This window comes from Nitrospira lenta (genome assembly GCF_900403705.1).
GTDB lineage: Bacteria > Nitrospirota > Nitrospiria > Nitrospirales > Nitrospiraceae > Nitrospira_D > Nitrospira_D lenta.
Genome location: NZ_OUNR01000001.1, coordinates 543,616 through 562,010 on the forward strand (window position 1 = coordinate 543,616; position 18,395 = coordinate 562,010).

Genomic DNA, 18,395 nt, shown 5'->3' on the forward strand with positions numbered 1-18,395 from the left:
TCAGATGATCCGGATTTGAGATTTAGTACCGGCCTTAAATTCCATATCGATAATTTCGACTTCGCCCGTCGCCGATACCCGAATAGGAAGCGAGTCGAGCGCGCGCGGTGCTGGTCCGTCGAGCACTTTTCCGGACGCGTCATAGATGCTCAAATGGCAGGGACACAGGAATACCTGCCCCAAGACTTTATGCTGGCGCCACTTGTAACCGCAGCCCAAGTGCGGACATTTCCCTGAATAGGCCACATAGGGAAAATCTTTCTTGTTCGTCCAGACTGTCTTCCCGGAGGCATCCTTAAACTCCATGTCCTTGCCCTGGTAGATCTTTTCCTGAACGGCAGGAGTCACCTTCAGTACCCAGACGTTTTTTTCAATCTCGGATTCCGGCATGTAGGCTTCTTTGACCTTGCGCTTGTACTTAAACTGGAAGCCGATATCGTCCTGCTTAATCTTGCTGACGTTGCCGATCTTCAGCCACCCATTATCGAACGGTGAATACATCGGCTTCATGAGGTAGCGCAGAACCGGAAAGGCAATCGGAAGGCCGATCAAGAAACCGATGACGTGGGTGAAATTCATGAAGAACGTACGGCGCTTGACGCTCTTCTCCAGCTCAGGGAAGGGCACCAGCACTTCACCCGGCGTAACATGAATCTTGTCCTCAAGATGCGCGATCTCGACCTCGTGCGTCGTCACATAGTCGTCACGCTTGAACGGCGGCAGCTCGAGAATGTCGCCGGCGGCGGCGCGCAATTCAACAAGGTCGTCGGTCACGGCCTGCACGAATGTCATGGGAACCTGACGCTCCCCGTTGCCATTCATCGACACAACGATATGGCTGATCTCGTGCGAGAGCGGATCGACGATGACCTTTGAGACTTCCCCGATTTCGCGGTCCGTCGCGCGGACTTTGGATGTGAGTTTCGGCTGCATCATTACTTCATCTTGATGGGTTTCGGAGTATTGACCGACGTATTCTTGAACGTCGCGAGCCAGGCAGCCAAGGCCTGCACATCCTTAAGCTCCATCAAGTCCTTATATTTATCCGGCATCTTTCCCTTGTCGTACTCGGCATCGAAGCCTTCCGCCTTATAGGACTTCGGATCGAGAATCTTTCTGGCGATCTCCTCTTGCGGCAAGAGCGTCCCGATATTATCGAGCTCTGGGCCGCGCTTCTTCCCGCCTTCGCCATTCAACTTGTGGCAGTTGTAGCACTCCTGAAGCTGCCATTGCTCTTCACCGATCTTGAGAACATCGCCGCCGGAGGCGCCCGCAGCCACAGGGGCCGCCGCCGCGCCGGTTTCTTGACCGGCAGCGCCCTGCACGGTCCCCAGCGCCTTGATCCGCTCGGTCAATTCCTTAGCCTTGAGATCCAATTCCTTGGTGCGCGCGATGACTTCATCGGCCTTCCAGGGATCGAGTATGTTGGGCTTGCCTTTCAGAATCTTGACGATTTTTCCTTTTTCATCTTCCGGATCGTACTGCGGCCAGAGCGACGCACCGGAAATGAATACCGTACACAAAATCGCGTAGAAGACCAGGAGGGACACGAGCGCTTTGCCGCCGCTCATCACCTTCATCGTCGGCGCATCCAGAATCAGGAACACGATGGTACCCAGCACGGCATACCCAAAGAAAAGCCATCGGAAGACAGGCGGAAAATCAAGCGCCATCGTGGCCACATAGAGGCCGACGCCGATCACGAGTCCGACGATAATCTTGATGATTGCCTTGCCCATAATGCTCCTCGTTCTAGATCCCTATGAATGCACCAGGATAAATTCGACCGTTACTTCGCCCCAGCCGGAACCGGACTGCCCTCAGGCGCATGCTCTTTGGGATGCGATGCGCGCAGCGTCACGATAATCGCGAAACTGACCACCGCATAGAACACCACGGTAATACCCGTGATGTACCACGCCGAATACGCCAAGGTCGGGGTAAACGATTCCGCCGTAAAGTCCGGCAGCAAGTTATACGTGTGAAAGTACTTCCGCAGGAGCGAGCGAACCGCGCCCATTAGCCCCATCGTCCAAATCGCGCTGAAGGCCAGGAAAATCAAGACGAATTGCGAGGCATAATCGATCTTGCCCCAGACGATGGTCCCTTGCGTCACCGCTCGATTATAGATGATGTAATTGACGACCGTGACAAAGACGAGTGTGAACGCCGCTGAATTCTTCGCCGGCATCAACGCCAGGAAGTTCCAATCTGACGGCAATTCCAATTCAGCCACCAGCTTGGCTCCCGTCGGCGCAAACCCGTGCGGCGTGAGCCAGATTGCATTTCCCACCACCACCATCAGGAAGCCGATCTTGATGACCGTCCGCGAGGAGACCGTGATCGGGATAAAGCGGCCGAGAATGGCCGGCGCCAGCAACATCGGCACGAGGAACATCAGCGACTTAGGATCGGGTGCCGGATAGTCCGTCAACACCTTGGTCATGACCAAGGGAAGTATGATCATGACGATCGGGGCGATGATGGTCATGCGGACCTTCTCGACTCCCTCGATACGCTTCATACTGAGCCAAATGTAATAGTTACTGGCCAGGAAGATGAGGCCGATCATCGCCCCCTGCATTTCAAAGAACATCGATAACTGGTCAGCCATCATGTAGGGACAGATCGACGCATCGTAGTCGCACAACTCATAGGCCAACAGATAGCCCATGAACGGAAGGAACAGAAGCGCTCCCACGCCGATCATATTGCCGACGAATCCCATCCAATCGTAATAGGCCCGCTCTTCGTCCTTCGTCGACCCCATGTACATGTACGCGGCAATCAGTCCGGCCACGAACCCGCCGAACGTCACGTTCCCGACGAGTCGATGCATGTTGAGCGGCATCCAACTGTAGTTGAACATCTTGTCCCAGATGCTCGCGGTCGCCAGGAACTCAACGGGCGATACGCCCTCAGCCTTGACCGGGGTGTTCATGAAGGAGGTAGGACCGTCGATCACGAAGAGCGTAATCGACCCGATCAAATTCAAGAGCACGCCAAGCGCAATGTGACGCGCCTTCTTGTTCCCCTTCCATGAGTCCCACGTATAGAAATACATGTAGAGCACGAATGTCTCGCCGATGAACAGCAGCGGATAGATCACGGCGAAGACAATGAAGAAGTGATTGATCAGCCAGGTCGTGAACTGCGGATAGGTCGCCAACAACACGAAGATGAACAATCCGCCGGTCAACGCCGTCATACTGTAAAGAATAACCGTGACCTTCGTGACCTCTTTTGCCAATCGATCGTAGCGCGGATCCTGCTTCCGGTACCCCAGCCACTCCGATATCACCACGAATATCGGAGCCCCAAGAATGAATCCCGCAAACAAGATATGGAGCTGAGCGACGATCCAGACCGCTGTCCGGTTCCCGGTATACGGGAATTCAACCGGCGGCGTGCCTGGTGCCTGCGCATAGGCCGTCCCGCCGAACAGCGCCAGAAGCGCAATGAGAGCCATGAGACTGCGCTGCCATGTTTTCATGATGCCTCGCCGCTCCTCCTCACTAGAGTGAATCCTACTTGCCAGCCGGAGCCGGGGCAGCCGGTGCCGCTTCAGGTGCCGCTGGTGCCGCCGCCGCAGGAGCCGCCGACACAGCCGCCGCATCAACCCACGCCTTCTTGCCTTCATCCCAGCCCTTACCGGCCAAGCCGAAGTTGCGCTCATACAACACGAGCTTCCAGCGATCTTCGTCCGACAACTTACTCTTCCAGGCTTTCATCTTGGTGTTCGGCACGCCCTCAGAAATACGCCAGAACCACACGGCATCGGAGTACAACTTCATTCGATCGCTGACGCGGAAATCGCGAGCGCCCGCCTTGACCGGCTTGCCATCCTTACCGTGACAGCTAGCACAATTCACATCGGGATTCGTTTCGCCGATAAACAACTTCCGACCCTCTTCGAGCTTGGCAGCATCCGCCCACCAACCGGCCGGCATATGCTTGTCAGCGTACTCAGCAGGGGCAGGAGGAGGAGGAACCACCGGGCCTTCACCACCACCCTCACCTCCGCCGCAACCAGCCAGCGTCAAACCCAGACCCAGCACCATCATCAAATGCCATGACATTTTCATATAATTTCCTCCACTCCTTTCCTGCGTTCCACAAAGCTTTTCAAGACCGGCACATTCACCATCAAGGCAGAAAAAAACGCCTCCGCAAGGGGCCAACCCTTACAAAAGCGCTATTCTGCGTTCACCCAACACACCACAGCTGTACATTCTCCAACATCTCGAACCTTCCACTCCGGCAAGCGCCCATCATGCTCACGGACCGGCTGATTACTTTTTCTGCTTACCCTGCCCCTTCTCTCGCCTTCCACCTGACTTACGCTGAGACCGGACGACTTTCACCCCAACCAAGAGAGCCACCGCCCCACCGACTACCCCAAGAACAATCCACAACCAGGCCGGAGGCGCCGAACGATCATGCACACAACCGGACCCGAAATTGACCTGGATCTTTCGTTCGCTCTCAAGATCCTTCGGGTCGAACTGAATTTTATGATGCTGCTGCTCGCCCTTCGCCTCAACCAGGAGCGGATCACCTAGATTGTCATTGTGCAGGTGAAACGCCGCCCTATAATACCCGCCGTCATCCGTAATGACGGTCTGCCCATATGAGACTCGCGTATCCTTGACTAAAACTTCGGTATTGGCGCTCGGCTTCCCATCGGCGCTACATACGAATCCTTCGACCGTATACCGATGGTCTGCTTCATGAGTGGCGTACAGAACGGCTGGATGTACAACGAAGGCGCAGATACCAGCTATGGCGACGACGACTATCCACCGAAAGCCAGACTTCCTTCTTGTTTTCCACTCCACTCGTCCGTGCCAATCCTCTCATTCCGGCCCAACTTATAGCGCGCTACGACGCGCGGCGAATCACTGAATATCGTCCACTGCACCAGTCAATTTTGAGGCCGATCCTTCTAACATGGTCCCTATTTTTTGTCAATTACAGGACGGGGAAGAATGGCCCGTGCGCGCGATGAATTTCGAATGAATAAAAAGACAGTTGACGACAATAAAGCGGCTATGCTTGCCGGAGAAATCCGGCAGAAAAAACCTGGCAGACGGCTCGCAAGAATGGGGTAGCAACGGCTAGAGGAGGCCACGCGCGCGCGCATCGGCCTCAACACGATCAGCCTCCGCGCGCCGCTCCGAGTCTTTTTTCAATGCCCAGGCTTCCCATGAATTGCCGCTGGCAGTATCCGCCCCCGTAAATGCGATGGAGGCGATCTCGGCATAGGGAATCTGCCTAGGAACGGAACTGTCGGTCGGGAAAATTTCGATGACAGGATGGGCGCCCGTCGCGAGCCTGTTGTAGATGTACCCTTTGAGCGATTCGCCGGCGCGAAGTTCGAGCGTCACATCGCCACGGTAATCGAACGCGAGGTCGATGGCCTCCGCGGTTTCACTAGTAGAGGCAGGGCGAAACACCCGCCCCTCAAGCGAACCGCTGCCTCCAGTCTCATGGCTCTTTGTGTCCGTCATAGTACAACCCGCCCCTTATTTACCGCGACGTAGGCAACAGCGTGAGCTTGGCGGTCCGAGCAAATCCTGACACCGTGCCGAACGTGTCGCTGACCGCTGAAGCTTCGTACCCACAATGCACCATGCATTCGGCGCATTTTTCATTCTTACTCGTCCCGTAATCCTGCCACTCGGTCGTTTCCATCAACTCGCGAAACGTCGTGGCGTAGCCTTCCTGCAGGAGATAGCAGGGCTTCTGCCATCCGAACACGTTGTACGTCGGGTTCCCCCAAGGCGTGCACTGATATTCTTTCTTCCCCATCAAGAAATCGAGAAAAAGCGGCGATTGATTGAACTTCCATCTCGCCTTCGGCCGACCCAGGATTTTTGAGAACAGGTCGCGCGTCTTCGCCTTCTTCAAGAAATGCTGTTGATCGGGAGCCTTCTGGTAGCTGTACCCCGGTGAGATCATCATGCCCTCGACGCCCAGATCCATCATTTCGTCGAAGAACTTTCTCACGCGGTCAGGATTGGCGTCATCGAACAACGTGGTGTTCGTCGTGACCCGATGCCCGCGCTTCAACGCCTCTTTGATTGCCTTCACCGCAATCTCGTAGACCCCGTCCCGGCAGACCGCAAGGTCGTGCTCGTTCTTCAGCCCGTCCATATGGACACTGAAGGTCAGATACTTTGACGGTGTAAACTCCTTGAGTTTCCGCTCCAGCAAAATGGCGTTCGTGCACACGTAGAGATACCGCTTTTGCGCCACCAAACCTTCGACGATCCGCCCGATCTCAGGATGGATCAGAGGCTCACCACCGGGAATCGCCACGATCGGCGCGCCACATTCCTCAGCCGCGGCCCAACATTGCTCAGGAGTCAATCGCTTGTCGAGAATGTGGTCGGGATATTGGATCTTTCCACAACCGGCGCAGGCCAGATTGCAGCGAAAGAGCGGCTCAAGCATCAAGACTAGCGGATAGCGCTTCACTCGCTTGAACTTCTGGCCAAGCACGTACGACGCGACTGTATACATTTGGGAAACCGGAACGGCCATTTCCCACTCCTTCCGACGAAGTTATATGGTGACGGCTGCTGATTGCAGCCGGACATGGAAGCATTACGAAATCCGGCGGATTTTAACACCTACCCCAAACCCCGTCAATTTCAGCGCGAGCAGATCACGGTGCCGGCAATGCTCCGGTCATGCCATTGCGACCTCGATCAGATAACCACACCCGTCGCGTACAGGATCTGCACAGGCTCTGACTCTTGACGAGAGGATCGGGCGGAGAGAAATTGGAGGCGCCGAGCGGGTTCGAACCGCTGCATCGCAGTTTTGCAGACTGCTCCCTTACCACTTGGGTACGGCGCCTCACGAAGGTGCGCATTATAGCGGGCCTTCATCTGGTATCTCAACAACCGTTTTAGCAGGAGCTCATGCCGGGGCGCGGAAATATCGCCCTAGCGATTGGGCAAAACAGGAATCTCTTTACCTAACGTCGTCGACTGCGAGGGATCCGGCCCTAGCGACTCCCATCCCTCGTGAGAGGAAGAGGCCACGATCTCACCGCTCGCCTCAGCCTCTTTTTCTTTTGCGAGAAGCTCCACTTCTTCGATCAGCGTATCCATCAGCTCTTCGATGGGCACCTTGCGAACGAGCTTGCCCTTCTTGAATAAAATTCCCTTGCCTTCGCCGCCAGCCACGCCGATGTCCGCTTCCTTGCCCTCGCCGATGCCATTCACGACGCACCCGAGCACCGACACGTTGAGCGGTGTCTTGATATGACCGAGTTTCTTTTCGAGCTCGTTGGCCATCTTCACCACATCGATTTCGACGCGGCCGCAGGTCGGACAGGCAATGACGTTGATCCCGCGATGACGCAGCTCCAGCGATTTCAAAATCTCAAAGCCGACTTTTACTTCCTCGACAGGGTCCGCCGCGAGAGACACCCGCAACGTATCACCGATTCCCTGCGAGAGCAGATATCCAAGCCCCATGGCCGACTTGACAGCACCGGTCATAGCCGTCCCGGCTTCGGTGATACCGATATGGATCGGGTAATCTGATTGATGGGCGAACAACCAATAGGCATCGATGGCGTGGTGCACATCGGAGGCTTTCAGCGACACCTTCATGTTGGTGAAGCCGACATCTTCCAAAGCATGGACCGCATTCAATGCCGATTCGGCCAGAGCTTCCGGAGAAGGCCATCCATACTTGTCGAGCAGATGGCGCTCCAGCGATCCACCGTTGACCCCGACGCGCAACGGAATGCCCCGTTCATTCACAGCCTTGATGACTTCTTCGACTTTCCACCAAGCGCCGATATTGCCCGGATTGATGCGCACACAATCGACAACTTCTGCGGCCTTCAGTGCCAGCCGGTGATCGAAGTGAATGTCGGCGATAAGCGGAACGGTCATCGCCGCCTTAATCTTGGGAAGAGCCGCAGCCGCCTCATCATCCGGCACCGCGACACGAATCACTTCACAGCCGGCTGTTTCCAGCTGACGAATTTGCTCAACCGTTGCGGCCACATCGCGGGTATCTGTCGAGCACATCGACTGAACAGACACCGGGGCGTCTCCCCCGATCTTGAGAGAACCGACCTTAATCTGCCTGGTTTTTCGTCTGGCAATATGCATGGTGTGAGATCGCTCAGCTCCCCTGCTCGTCCCCGTGCGGGAGATGATCGAGCGACGCGCCGACGGCGAACCGATCCTGCTTCGTGACAGGAGCTTTCCCGACCAGTTCCTTGACGCTTTGATAAATGCCTTCCGCCGTGAGCCCATACCGCTCACGCAATAAATCCTGAGGACCCTGCTCGATATACCAATCCGGGAGCCCCAGCATCTTGGTCGTCACGTCGGTGATACGAGCATCGGACAACGCTTCGAGTACAGCGGAACCGAAGCCGCCCATCTTGCAGCCCTCTTCCACCGTCACCACATAGCGCACCCGCTTGGCCACATCGACAATCAGATCCTGATCGATCGGCTTCACGAACCGCGCGTTCACCACGGCAGTTGAAATACCTTCCTTGGTAAGCCGCTCGGCCGCTTGCATCGCCTGCCAGACCGAAACTCCGATGGCCATGATGGCGACATCCGATCCATCCTTCATCAACTCGCCCTTCCCGATCGGGAGTGCGGCGGGAACGGCGTCCATCGAAACGCCGAGGCTGACCCCACGCGGATAGCGGATCGACACCGGTCCGTCATGCTGGATACAGGTCTTCATCATGTGCTGCAATTCGTTTTCGTCCTTCGGCGCCATCACCACCATATTCGGAGCATGCCGCAGATAGGCATAGTCAAACGCCCCGTGGTGCGTGGTGCCGTCTTCAGCAACCAGGCCGCCGCGATCGATACAGAACACGACTGGGAGATTCTGCGTGGCCACGTCGTGCACCACTTGATCGTAGGCGCGCTGCAAGAAGGTCGAGTACATCACCACGACAGGCTTCAAACCCTGCGTTGCAAGTCCGGCTGCGAACGTCACGGCATGCTGTTCGGCGATGCCCACATCATACAACCGGTCCGGAAATTCTTTTTCGAACCCGGTGAGTCCGGTTCCTTCGCACATCGCCGCCGTAATGGCGACGATACGCTGATCTTCACGAGCCAGCTTCACCAATGAGTCCATGGCGAATTGAGTATAGGAGGGGCGAGCGGCTTTTTTAGCCGGCGCACCTGTCTCGCGCACAAAAGGCGGGCAGGCATGGAACCAGACCGGATTATTGATGGCCGGCTCGTACCCAAGCCCCTTCTTCGTAATCACATGCAGCAACACCGGCCCCTTCATCTTCAGCACGTTCTCCAAGGTCGGGAGCAAATGTTCGAAGTTGTGGCCATCGATCGGGCCATAGTATTGAAAGCCCAGCTCTTCAAACAGCAGCCCGGGAAGAATCGCACCCTTCGCCAGCTCTTCCGCCCGGCGAGCCAGCTTCTGCATATCTTCACCGATGTGGGGAATCTTTCGCAGGAGTTGACCGGTTTCTTCCCGCATCTTCCCGTAGAATTCACCGGAAATGGTTCGGCTCAGGTACGCGGAGATGGCGCCGACGTTCTTCGAGATCGACATTTGATTGTCGTTCAAGACCACCAGAAAATCCTTGCCCAATCCGCCGGCGTGGTGCAACCCTTCCAGCGTCATTCCCGCCGTCATCGCGCCGTCTCCGACGACACACACGACTTTGTTTTTCTGCTTCAGTTGCTCCCGCGCCTCGACCAGTCCGAATGCCGCCGAGACGCCGGTGCCGGCATGTCCGGCATTGAAGGAATCGTATTCGCTTTCTTCTCTTTTACAAAATCCACTGAGCCCGCCGTACTGACGCAGCGTATGGAATTGTTCACGACGGCCCGTCAGCAACTTATGTGTGTAGGCCTGATTGCTGGTATCCCAGACGATCTTATCGGCCGGTGTTTTCAGGAGGTAATGCAACGCCACCGTGAGTTCCACCACGCCGAGATTCGACGCCAAGTGTCCGCCGACGCTCGATACCGTACCAATGATCTGCTCACGGATTTCTTCGCACAGTTCGGGTAATTGGCTTGGCAACACCCGCTTGAGATCTGCCGGACTTTGAATTGTCTTGAGGATCGACATAGGATGGTCTCCCTTGAATCGTATCTCAGCCACTCTGCTTGGTTTTGACGGACTACGGGGCAGAAGACGTGGATGCAACCGCATCACTGTCCATATAAGGTAAAATTACTTTTCAGTTTTACACAAGGCCCCTTTGCTGTCAAGCAGTTAGGTGGGCCACCGAACAACTCGAGTGCGTCACGACCCCAATTGAAAGGTCATTACCGTGGAGAGTGTAAAGTCAGCGGCACTCCCGACGATGAAGTCGAGATTTTCAACGGCATAGACTTGCCAAAGCAACTGCGGGCGCAGACGATAACTAAAACCGAGGACGCCTTCCGTCACGCCCTTGTCGAACACATGCGTGCCGGTTCCTTTCACCGGCGAGGAGAAGTAGTCGAAATGTCCTAGGATGGAAAAGTTCTCCGACCAGAGATACTCCACCGCGACCAGGCCAGAAATAACCGGCTGCAACTCAAATCCTGCAATGCGGCCGGTCGGAATCACACCATTGAGATTCGCATAGACCATCCAGTTCTTGGCCACATGTTTCTCCATGGCCACACCCAACCCGTAATCCGGACTCCCGCTTCCCAGAAGGTTCGACTCGTCTCCCGTCGGAAGTTTGATCGCCGCGCGAAACGACAACGCCGGCAACACACTAGTCTCCGTCAAGACCTGATACTTTCCCATCACCGACGCATCGCCCAATCCGACCACACCCTCTCGCGCATTGATCGCGTTGCGTCCGTTCGACGTCACGTGATAGGCGTATCCCGTCCCATCGAGTGCCTTCCGATCGGGCGCCAAACCGGTCGTCGCCCGCTCCACAGCCGTGATCATGCCATCCATGATGCCCCGGTACCGGTTCACGACCGGCACTTCCACGGCCACCTCCAGTCGCTCAGTCACTCCGTAACGGAGAAAGAACCCTGACCGGATACTCTCAAACTTCATCGTGACGGACGCCTGCGGCGTGGTATCGGAAAAGACGTTGGCCGTATTGGCGAGTTCAATACGAAGATCGAGCGCTCCAGGCGCCAAGACCGTCGCGCGATCACCGGGCATTCCCAGCACTAACTGGTGAAGTGGCTGGAAGTTTCTCACGGGAAACGGTCCAAACCCCTCCGCCAACACCAGCCGGGGACTTCCCCCACCGGCCAAGACAAAACTTATAAAGAGAATGGCAAAAACACACTGTCCCCACGGCATCCTATGCCTCGCTCCTAGTAAGGAAAATCAAGGCCGGCAAAAATGGCCCCGCCTTCACGACTGAATCCATAATCAAGCCGTCCCACGACATTCGGCCGCACAATGCCGCGAATGCCGATCCCCGGAGTCATCCGGTAATCTTTGACGCTGACATCTTTGAAATCCCCGAACACTTGCCCGGTATCAAGAAACGGGGCCACTTCAAAGTCCGCCATGACCCCGGCCAGCCTGGTGCGGGCGATATGGATTCGCTCCTCGATACTCACGGCAATCAAATGCTTGTCGATGAACCGGTCGACACCGAACCCGCGGAGATTATTCTGCCCGCCCAGCGAGCTTTGCTCGTAAAACGGAACCTGCGTGCCGATCGTCGCCTGCAAATTCGCCCGGATGACAAGAATGGCCCGCTTCGATTCGCTGGGAAACAGCTTTTTGATGTCGAGTTCGTAGCGCGAATACACCGGATGCTCACCGTTTCTCACATTCTGATTCAACTCCGCATACGCCGTAACGGCCATCCCGTCCGTCGGGGTCACTAAGTTATTGCGGGTATCATAGTAAAAGCTTGCGCGGTGCCCGACGATGATCGATTCCCCTTTGACTCCATCCACGGCGCCAAACCGCTCGCCCGTGAAGGGAAGATTCGTGGCGCCGCGCTGAAGCTGCACATCCCGGACACGCTGAGCCAGCGCGATTTGCGTCACCTCGTTCAGATAGACGCCGAACCGCCAGTTCGCCCGAATTTCACGAGCGGTGTAATTGGTTTCGTTCGCTTCCAGCGAGTCTTGCCCGGAACCGAAAAACCGGGACGTGGCGTTCTTGAAGAACGATCCGCCGAACTGGAGAAAATACCGGCCGTTACTGAAGGCGGGATCCACATAGGAAAATACGAGCTTGCGCTCGATCTTTTCCGTGTACGAACCGATAAATTGAATTTGCCGCCCGCCCGGTTCGTACTGAAAGAAATTGAACGCGCCTCGGGTTCCGACAATCGAATTCCGGATCAACATCGGAGCCATCAGATATTTCAGCTCGCCGTCGGGATCCGTCACGAGAATCGGCATGATCAGCCCGAGATCATTACCGTCGTTGCGCGTCGTCGACACAGACGGGACGGGGATGACTTGCGTGTCGGCCCAGGCAGAGACAAGGCACACTCCGCCTATCTCAATCCACAAGCACATGATCGCAATAGCAAGTCGATGCAGGGGAAACATGAACAGGCGGCCTGACTGGTCTTACGGAGATTTAAGCTTATCGGATTTTTTCCTGAGCTGATCGACGAGGTCGGGGTAGGACGACGCGCGAAGAATCTTGGTAAATTGCCCGCGATAGTTGTTTACCAAACTGACGCCATCGACAACCACATCATACACCCGCCAATCGGCACCATGATTAAGGAGACGGTAGTCGAGCGGGATTTCCGTTTTCCCGGAGAGAATCTTGGTTCGCACTTCGGCATAGTCTTTTTCAGTCCGTTCATTCACATACTGCACGCCTTCGCCTGAGTAGGACTCCACTTTTTCTGCGTACGAATTGGTCAAGAGCGTCTGAAACAAGGACACGAACTCTTGCTTCTCCTTGTCCGACAACTGATTCCAGGGAGCACCAAGGGCGCGACGCGACATCTCCTGATAATCAAACCGCTCGGCCACCACTTTCTCCAGCAATGACCGCCGCTCTTCGGCCTTGGCCGCCTGCTTCAATTCTTTATCGCGAATGATGCGCAGCACCTCGTCGATCGTGCTTTTCATCGAATCCGTCGGAGGACCGGCAAGGGCCTGAGAGTGAGTGAACCCGAGCGACAGACACAGTCCCATCAGCCCGATCAGGACCATCCGGCCAATCCGCCGCATCATTGCGCCATCGAGAACCGTCGTACCATGCGTCGTCATCAAAAAACTCCTCTATGCAAACGGCCCCGCGGAAGGCCTTACGGAAGAGCGCCCAAATCAGTTCACCTTACCATGCACATACTGACTAACCAACTCCTCAAGATCCAGACCGGACTCGGTATCCCGAATAGTATCACCGGGCTTCAACGGATCTCCGCCGCCGCCGGGCGACAGCGCCAGAAATTTTTCCCCGATAATCCCTCTCGTTTTGATCGACGCAATAGTATCCGTATAGAGCTTGACCCCGTTGTCGACGGCGAGCGTGACGATTGCGCGATCTTCCTTGAGCGCGATACTCCTCACACGCCCCACCTCCACACCCGCAATTTCAATGGTTGCTCCCGATTTCAGGCCGGTCGCGGTATTGAACAACGCGGTGACTTCATACAGATCGCCGCCGATCACCTCCAGCTTCCCCAGCTTAATAGAGAGGTAGCCCAGACACAGGATCCCGACCAGGACAAACGCGCCGACCACCAGTTCGAGCTTGGTATTTTCCATCGCCATACTCCCGTTACGAGCTTGCAGCGGCGCCGGACAGCACGACCGGCCCCCCGACTGAAATAAATTCCTGGATCTCCGGATCTGTCGTTCGTATGAATTCGGCAGGCGGGGCCATCACCGCAATCCGTCCCTGTTTCAACATGGCAACGTAGTCGGAGAAGAAGAAAATCTCCGGAATTTCATGACTGACCATGACCGCCGTAAACCCAAACTGCCGCTGCGTCTTGGTAATCAACTCATGAATGGATTTCGCCATCAATGGATCCAACCCCGTGGTCGGTTCATCGAACAACACAATCTCAGGCCGCATCACCAACGCACGCGCCAATCCGGCGCGCTTTCTCATCCCGCCGCTGAGCTCAGCCGGAAATTTGTGCCCCATGCCGGCTAATCCGACCTGTTCAAGTATCTCGTCCACTCGCGTCGCCACCTCGGGACCCTTCATCCGCAGCTTTTCCTTTAAGGGAAAGGCCACGTTCTCAAAGACGGACATCGAGTCGAACAGCGCCGCCCCCTGGAACAACATCGCAAATTGCTTCCGCACTTCATTCAACGGCCGGCCGCGCAGATGGGAGATATCGATATCCCCGACCCAAACCTGTCCCTCGTCCGGCTGGAGCAGTCCGATCATGTGCTTCAACAGCACACTCTTCCCTTCTCCGCTGCGCCCGATAATCGTCGTCAACTTTCCGGAAGGGATCGTGAGGTCAACCCCTCGCAACACGGCCTGCGTCCCTAACGTTTTTTTGACACCGACAAGCTTGAGCATGCTTACAACAAGATCGACGTCAGGAAATAATCCCACACCAGGATCAACACCGAAGACAACACCACCGCCTCAGTCGTCGCCGAACCCAATCCCTCGGCACTCATCCGGGTATAGAAGCCCTTGTAGCAGCAGACCCAGCTGATGATCAATCCGAAGCTGATCGACTTGAGGATACCGCCGTAAATATCTTTCCATTCGACAGCGGACTCAATCGATGTCCAGTAGGATCCGGCATTGACGCCGAGCAAATCCACACCGACCAAATAGCCGCCGTAAATCCCGACGACGTCGAACAGCGCCACCAGCAACGGCACGCCGATCAAGCCCCCGATTATTTTTGGCGCAATCAGATATTGAAGCGGATTGATCGCCATAGTATCGAGCGCGTCGATCTGTTCCGTGATGCGCATAATGCCGATTTCAGCGGTCATGGCGGAACCGGCCCGAGCCGTTACCATCAGCGCCGCTAACACAGGTCCGAGCTCACGAATCATACTCAACGCCACGGCGGACCCGAGCAATCCCTCAGAACCGAACTTCCGCAACGTGTAATAGCCCTGAAGGGCGAGCACCATGCCGGTGAATCCGGCCGTCAACACGACAACGAATGTGGATTTATAGCCGATGAAGTGCAGCTGTTTGACGAACTGGAAGAACCGAAACGGCGGTCGCAGCAACCACCCGAACGATGACACGAGAAAAATGAGCATCCGCCCCATTTCCCGGACATTTCGCAAGACCGGCCGCCCTATTGCTGCAAGCACTGTCATGATCTCATCGTCCTGTGTACATCGAGCCTGGCTCTGAACCGAGCATCGGCCACGATCCGCGCTCGGACAGATCGCAAGATCGGCCGCCCTATTGCTGCGAGCACTGTCATGATCTCATCGTCCTGTGGGAATCCGGCCCGACTCCGAATCGAGCATTGATCACGGTCCGCAGGCTGTTCGTGAGCGTCGCCGCCGCAACGGCGCTTTGCCGCCGCAGCCGGTTAAGCCCTAACAAGCTCGACGGATGCACAAGTAGGGACCCTAGGCCTTTCACCCACCCAGTGGGCCTGAGAAACAGATTGAAGTCAAGAGGCAGTTCTTCCAGAACTAAGTCCGACACTGACCGCACGATAAGGAACGGCACCTGAGCCGCCTTCGCCTCACTCGCCAGCGCCGCGCTCTCCATATCCAACCCCGTCGCGTGCGTGCGTTCCGCCAGCGCCACTTTCTCCGCGGCGCGGTAGATGATGCGGTCCGCGGAGATAAACGCGCCGGCGGTGGCGCGGACCTCGTTTCCGCTGAACAATGCGCACCACCGCTGCCGCTCGTCTCCCGCCATCTCAAGATAGTCGAGCGACCCTCCGTCACGAATCGGCGCCACGGTAGTTCCAATCAAAATATCGCCGATGGCGGACGGCACCAGCGCGCAGGCGAATCCACTTGAAATAACCAAGGCAAAGGCCTGTTGAGACAGAACGTCCCGCGCAGCGGCATGCGCCCGCTGCGGGCCCACCCCGGTCTGAATCACCCAGCATTCATTCCCGCCTACCGACGCGCAATACCGCGGTCGCCCCTGTAGCTTGTCCGTATGGCCTCCGGGAACGGCGGCCCGCACCGCGGCAAACTCCCAGACGGTCGCGACAAAAATCACCAAGCTGATGGGGACCGGAGAAGCGACAGGAGGAGCAGACGGCACCGTCGTCGGAACGTGCGCGTCCGTCAATGATCGAACCGATAGCAACCGGAAGACTCAACCTGTTCCTGAAGCTCTTCTGACCGCATGCGGCCCCGCGACCGGAGATTGCGATACATCGCGAGCGCCCACAGAGGAAAATACTGGCAGTACCAGTGGTAGCGAAGATAGAACACCCGCGGAAAGCCCGTGCCGGTGTGCATGACTTCTTCCCAAGAGCCGTCCTTGAGCTGATGCCTCAAGAGAAACTGCACGCCACGGGCGATGCTCAACGATTCCGTCACACCGGCGGACATCAGCGCCATCAAGGCCCACGCCGTTTGCGACGGCGTGCTCTGGCCTTTGCCGCTATGCGCTTCTTCCGCATAGGAGTGGCACGCCTCACCCCATCCACCATCGGGATTTTGCTTGGACTCCAGCCAGGACACAGCCCGGCGAATGTAGGGAGACGAGACGTCTTCCCCGATCGCGCGAAGGCCCGCCAGCACTGACCAGGTGCCGTAAATGTAATTCACGCCCCAGCGGCCATACCAACTGCCGTCCGCCTCTTGTTCCTTCTTGATAAACGCCAGCGCCGACTGCGCCGCCGGATGGGAGCGGTCATAGCCTAACGCGCCCAGCATTTCCAAACAGCGCCCGGTAAGATCCGCCGTGCTCGGATCGAGCAATGCCTTATGGTCCGCGAACGGAATGTAGTTAAAGACGACTCGATTGTTATCTTTGTCGTAGGCCCCCCAGCCGCCGTCGGAACTCTGCATGGCCAGCACCCATTGCATCCCGCGGCGAATGGATTCCCGCAGGTCGGCCGGCTCCGGCATCTTCAGCTTCGCGAGCGCCATCAACACGACGGCCGAGTCGTCTACATCGGGATACAGCTCATTTTCAAATTGGAAATACCACCCGCCCGGCTCAGCCTGCGGAGAAGAGATCGTCCAATCGCCGACCGCTTTTGTCTGACGAGACATGAGGTAGGCGCCCGCCTTCACCAGCGCCGGATGGTCCTGCGGCATGCCCGCTTCGCTCAATGCATTCATGAGCAGCGCCGTATCCCAAATCGGGGAATGGCAGGGCTGCAGGTGCAAAGTCGCCACCCTCTGGCCGTCCAGCGTCGCGGTGTCGTACACTTCCAACTCTTCAATCTCTCGAAGCGCCTTCTGCACCAGCGGGTCATCCATCTCGTACCCTAGGCACCGGAGCGCGAGTACGGAGTTGGCCATGGCCGGATAAATCGCACCCAAGCCGCCGCTCCCTTTGAGGTGATCCAGCATCCACGTCGCGGCCTTGTGCATGGCCTTCTCACGCAGCCACAGCAGCGGCATCCGATCATAGAGCTTCAACACCGCATCCAGCATGACGAAGAAATTGTGCGGCGTGAACCAGGCTTGATCTTTGTTGAACGGCGGATATTTCCAATACGGCACCTGGCCGCGCGGAACGAGATACAATTCTTCGATCCCCTGTTCGCGCGGAATGCGGCACACCGGTTGATGCGCAAAGACAATCAGCAACGGGATGAGCACGGCGCGAGACCAATAGGAGATCGCGTAGATGCTGAAATAGAACCGCTTCGGCAGCAGCATGATCTCGACCGGCATGTGGGGCACGCCTTCCCAGTCATACTGGTCAAACAGCGCCAGCGCGATTTTCGTGAAGACATTCGCCTGAACAACTCCGCCCATAACCATGATGCGCTCATGCGCACGCAGCAAGCAGGGATCGGTTGCCGGAACCCCGCTGAGCTTCAACGCGAAGTAGGCCTTCACGGAGGCACTGATTTCCGCGGGCCCGCCGTAATGAATCGGCCATCCGCCATCGGGCAACTGCATGGTCCGTAAATATTTGACGGCGCGTTCTTCCTTGACCGGATCGACACAATCGAGAAACCGCCGCAACATCAGATATTCCGACGTCAATGTCGTATCGGCTTCAAGTTCGGCCACCCAGAACCCCTCGGCGGGATCCTGCTTGGATAAAAACCAGCTTTGACTGCGCCGAATCGCATCGTCGATCGCATCAGGCTGACTCACGGTATGGGCCGACGGCCGGCGGGACAAATCGGGCGCCGCCAATGGCGTAATTTTATCCGAGACAAGCCGGAGCGGAGGCGCTTGCGCGTATCCGATCGCCGGATTGTATTTTCCGGGAATCGTCGCGAGCAGACTGCTGGAGATTCGGTCAAACAGTGTGCGAAAGAGTTTCATGAAATCCTAATGACCATAGGGCAGATGGTGGGGGGAAGACGTGCGGTCTAC

Annotated in this window: 17 protein-coding genes and 1 tRNA gene; all 18 read right to left on the bottom strand. The window is 56.7% G+C overall.

The window, feature by feature from the left end:
* Window positions 1–936, bottom strand: coding sequence for a QcrA and Rieske domain-containing protein (locus NITLEN_RS02645; RefSeq protein WP_121988020.1), 936 nt, complete (start codon window positions 934–936; stop codon window positions 1–3).
* Window positions 936–1,739, bottom strand: a complete 804-nt coding sequence (locus tag NITLEN_RS02650; RefSeq protein ID WP_121988021.1) for a c-type cytochrome — start codon at window positions 1,737–1,739, stop codon at window positions 936–938. Before NITLEN_RS02650 ends, NITLEN_RS02645 begins: the two co-directional genes overlap by 1 nt.
* 50 nt (window positions 1,740–1,789) lie before the next feature.
* Window positions 1,790–3,493, bottom strand: coding sequence for a cytochrome ubiquinol oxidase subunit I (locus NITLEN_RS17990; RefSeq protein ID WP_181416592.1), 1,704 nt, complete (start codon window positions 3,491–3,493; stop codon window positions 1,790–1,792).
* 34 nt (window positions 3,494–3,527) lie between these two features.
* Window positions 3,528–4,085 carry a c-type cytochrome gene (locus NITLEN_RS17995; RefSeq protein WP_181416593.1) on the bottom strand — a complete coding sequence of 186 codons (558 nt, stop codon included), beginning with the start codon at window positions 4,083–4,085 and terminating at the stop codon, window positions 3,528–3,530.
* 207 nt (window positions 4,086–4,292) lie between these two features.
* Window positions 4,293–4,838 carry a peptidase associated/transthyretin-like domain-containing protein gene (locus NITLEN_RS02660; RefSeq protein ID WP_121988022.1) on the bottom strand — a complete coding sequence of 182 codons (546 nt, stop codon included), beginning with the start codon at window positions 4,836–4,838 and terminating at the stop codon, window positions 4,293–4,295.
* A gap of 279 nt (window positions 4,839–5,117) precedes the next feature.
* The gene (locus NITLEN_RS02665; protein WP_121988023.1) at window positions 5,118–5,510 is read right to left on the bottom strand and encodes a hypothetical protein; all 393 of its coding nucleotides are present in this window, start codon (window positions 5,508–5,510) and stop codon (window positions 5,118–5,120) included.
* 19 nt (window positions 5,511–5,529) lie between these two features.
* Window positions 5,530–6,546, bottom strand: a complete 1,017-nt coding sequence (hpnH, locus tag NITLEN_RS02670) for an adenosyl-hopene transferase HpnH (protein ID WP_121988024.1) — start codon at window positions 6,544–6,546, stop codon at window positions 5,530–5,532.
* Between the two features lie 243 nt (window positions 6,547–6,789).
* Window positions 6,790–6,864 (bottom strand) — tRNA-Cys (locus NITLEN_RS02675).
* Window positions 6,865–6,953: 89 nt separating this feature from the next.
* Window positions 6,954–8,138, bottom strand: a complete 1,185-nt coding sequence (ispG, locus tag NITLEN_RS02680; RefSeq protein ID WP_121988025.1) for a flavodoxin-dependent (E)-4-hydroxy-3-methylbut-2-enyl-diphosphate synthase — start codon at window positions 8,136–8,138, stop codon at window positions 6,954–6,956.
* A gap of 13 nt (window positions 8,139–8,151) precedes the next feature.
* Window positions 8,152–10,101 (bottom strand): 1-deoxy-D-xylulose-5-phosphate synthase, encoded by a 1,950-nt coding sequence (dxs, locus tag NITLEN_RS02685; protein WP_121988026.1) that lies wholly within the window; start codon window positions 10,099–10,101, stop codon window positions 8,152–8,154.
* Between the two features lie 177 nt (window positions 10,102–10,278).
* Window positions 10,279–11,292 carry a DUF3187 family protein gene (locus NITLEN_RS02690; RefSeq protein WP_121988027.1) on the bottom strand — a complete coding sequence of 338 codons (1,014 nt, stop codon included), beginning with the start codon at window positions 11,290–11,292 and terminating at the stop codon, window positions 10,279–10,281.
* 14 nt (window positions 11,293–11,306) lie between these two features.
* Complete coding sequence (locus NITLEN_RS02695; RefSeq protein WP_121988028.1) at window positions 11,307–12,509, bottom strand: BamA/TamA family outer membrane protein; 1,203 nt, start codon at window positions 12,507–12,509, stop codon at window positions 11,307–11,309.
* A gap of 21 nt (window positions 12,510–12,530) precedes the next feature.
* Complete coding sequence (locus NITLEN_RS02700) at window positions 12,531–13,187, bottom strand: MlaC/ttg2D family ABC transporter substrate-binding protein (protein ID WP_245924367.1); 657 nt, start codon at window positions 13,185–13,187, stop codon at window positions 12,531–12,533.
* A gap of 57 nt (window positions 13,188–13,244) precedes the next feature.
* Entirely contained in the window at window positions 13,245–13,688 is a 444-nt protein-coding gene (gene mlaD, locus NITLEN_RS02705; RefSeq protein WP_121988029.1) for an outer membrane lipid asymmetry maintenance protein MlaD, read from the bottom strand.
* Window positions 13,689–13,701: 13 nt separating this feature from the next.
* Window positions 13,702–14,460, bottom strand: coding sequence for an ABC transporter ATP-binding protein (locus NITLEN_RS02710; RefSeq protein WP_121988030.1), 759 nt, complete (start codon window positions 14,458–14,460; stop codon window positions 13,702–13,704).
* Window positions 14,461–14,462: 2 nt separating this feature from the next.
* A complete protein-coding gene (locus NITLEN_RS02715) occupies window positions 14,463–15,230 on the bottom strand; it encodes an MlaE family ABC transporter permease (RefSeq protein WP_121988031.1) in 768 nt (255 codons plus the stop codon).
* Window positions 15,231–15,336: 106 nt separating this feature from the next.
* On the bottom strand, window positions 15,337–16,173 hold the full coding sequence (locus tag NITLEN_RS02720; RefSeq protein ID WP_181416594.1) for a phosphorylase family protein: 837 nt from the start codon (window positions 16,171–16,173) through the stop codon (window positions 15,337–15,339).
* Window positions 16,170–18,344, bottom strand: a complete 2,175-nt coding sequence (gene shc / locus NITLEN_RS02725) for a squalene--hopene cyclase (RefSeq protein ID WP_121988033.1) — start codon at window positions 18,342–18,344, stop codon at window positions 16,170–16,172. The genes NITLEN_RS02720 and shc overlap by 4 nt, the downstream gene beginning before the upstream one ends.
* Window positions 18,345–18,395 lie beyond the last annotated feature (51 nt).

Excerpts from the sequence above, each read along its gene's own strand:
- NITLEN_RS02645 (WP_121988020.1), bottom strand. The coding sequence starts at position 936 with ATGATGCAGCCGAAACTCACATCCAAAGTCCGCGCGACGGACCGCGAA.
- NITLEN_RS02650 (WP_121988021.1), bottom strand. The coding sequence starts at position 1,739 with ATGGGCAAGGCAATCATCAAGATTATCGTCGGACTCGTGATCGGCGTC.
- NITLEN_RS17990 (WP_181416592.1), bottom strand. The coding sequence starts at position 3,493 with ATGAAAACATGGCAGCGCAGTCTCATGGCTCTCATTGCGCTTCTGGCG.
- NITLEN_RS17995 (WP_181416593.1), bottom strand. The coding sequence starts at position 4,085 with ATGAAAATGTCATGGCATTTGATGATGGTGCTGGGTCTGGGTTTGACG.
- NITLEN_RS02665 (WP_121988023.1), bottom strand. The coding sequence starts at position 5,510 with ATGACGGACACAAAGAGCCATGAGACTGGAGGCAGCGGTTCGCTTGAG.
- hpnH (WP_121988024.1), bottom strand. The coding sequence starts at position 6,546 with ATGGCCGTTCCGGTTTCCCAAATGTATACAGTCGCGTCGTACGTGCTT.
- ispG (WP_121988025.1), bottom strand. The coding sequence starts at position 8,138 with ATGCATATTGCCAGACGAAAAACCAGGCAGATTAAGGTCGGTTCTCTC.
- dxs (WP_121988026.1), bottom strand. The coding sequence starts at position 10,101 with ATGTCGATCCTCAAGACAATTCAAAGTCCGGCAGATCTCAAGCGGGTG.
- NITLEN_RS02690 (WP_121988027.1), bottom strand. The coding sequence starts at position 11,292 with ATGCCGTGGGGACAGTGTGTTTTTGCCATTCTCTTTATAAGTTTTGTC.
- NITLEN_RS02695 (WP_121988028.1), bottom strand. The coding sequence starts at position 12,509 with ATGTTTCCCCTGCATCGACTTGCTATTGCGATCATGTGCTTGTGGATT.
- NITLEN_RS02700 (WP_245924367.1), bottom strand. The coding sequence starts at position 13,187 with ATGACGACGCATGGTACGACGGTTCTCGATGGCGCAATGATGCGGCGG.
- mlaD (WP_121988029.1), bottom strand. The coding sequence starts at position 13,688 with ATGGAAAATACCAAGCTCGAACTGGTGGTCGGCGCGTTTGTCCTGGTC.
- NITLEN_RS02710 (WP_121988030.1), bottom strand. The coding sequence starts at position 14,460 with ATGCTCAAGCTTGTCGGTGTCAAAAAAACGTTAGGGACGCAGGCCGTG.
- NITLEN_RS02715 (WP_121988031.1), bottom strand. The coding sequence starts at position 15,230 with ATGACAGTGCTTGCAGCAATAGGGCGGCCGGTCTTGCGAAATGTCCGG.
- shc (WP_121988033.1), bottom strand. The coding sequence starts at position 18,344 with ATGAAACTCTTTCGCACACTGTTTGACCGAATCTCCAGCAGTCTGCTC.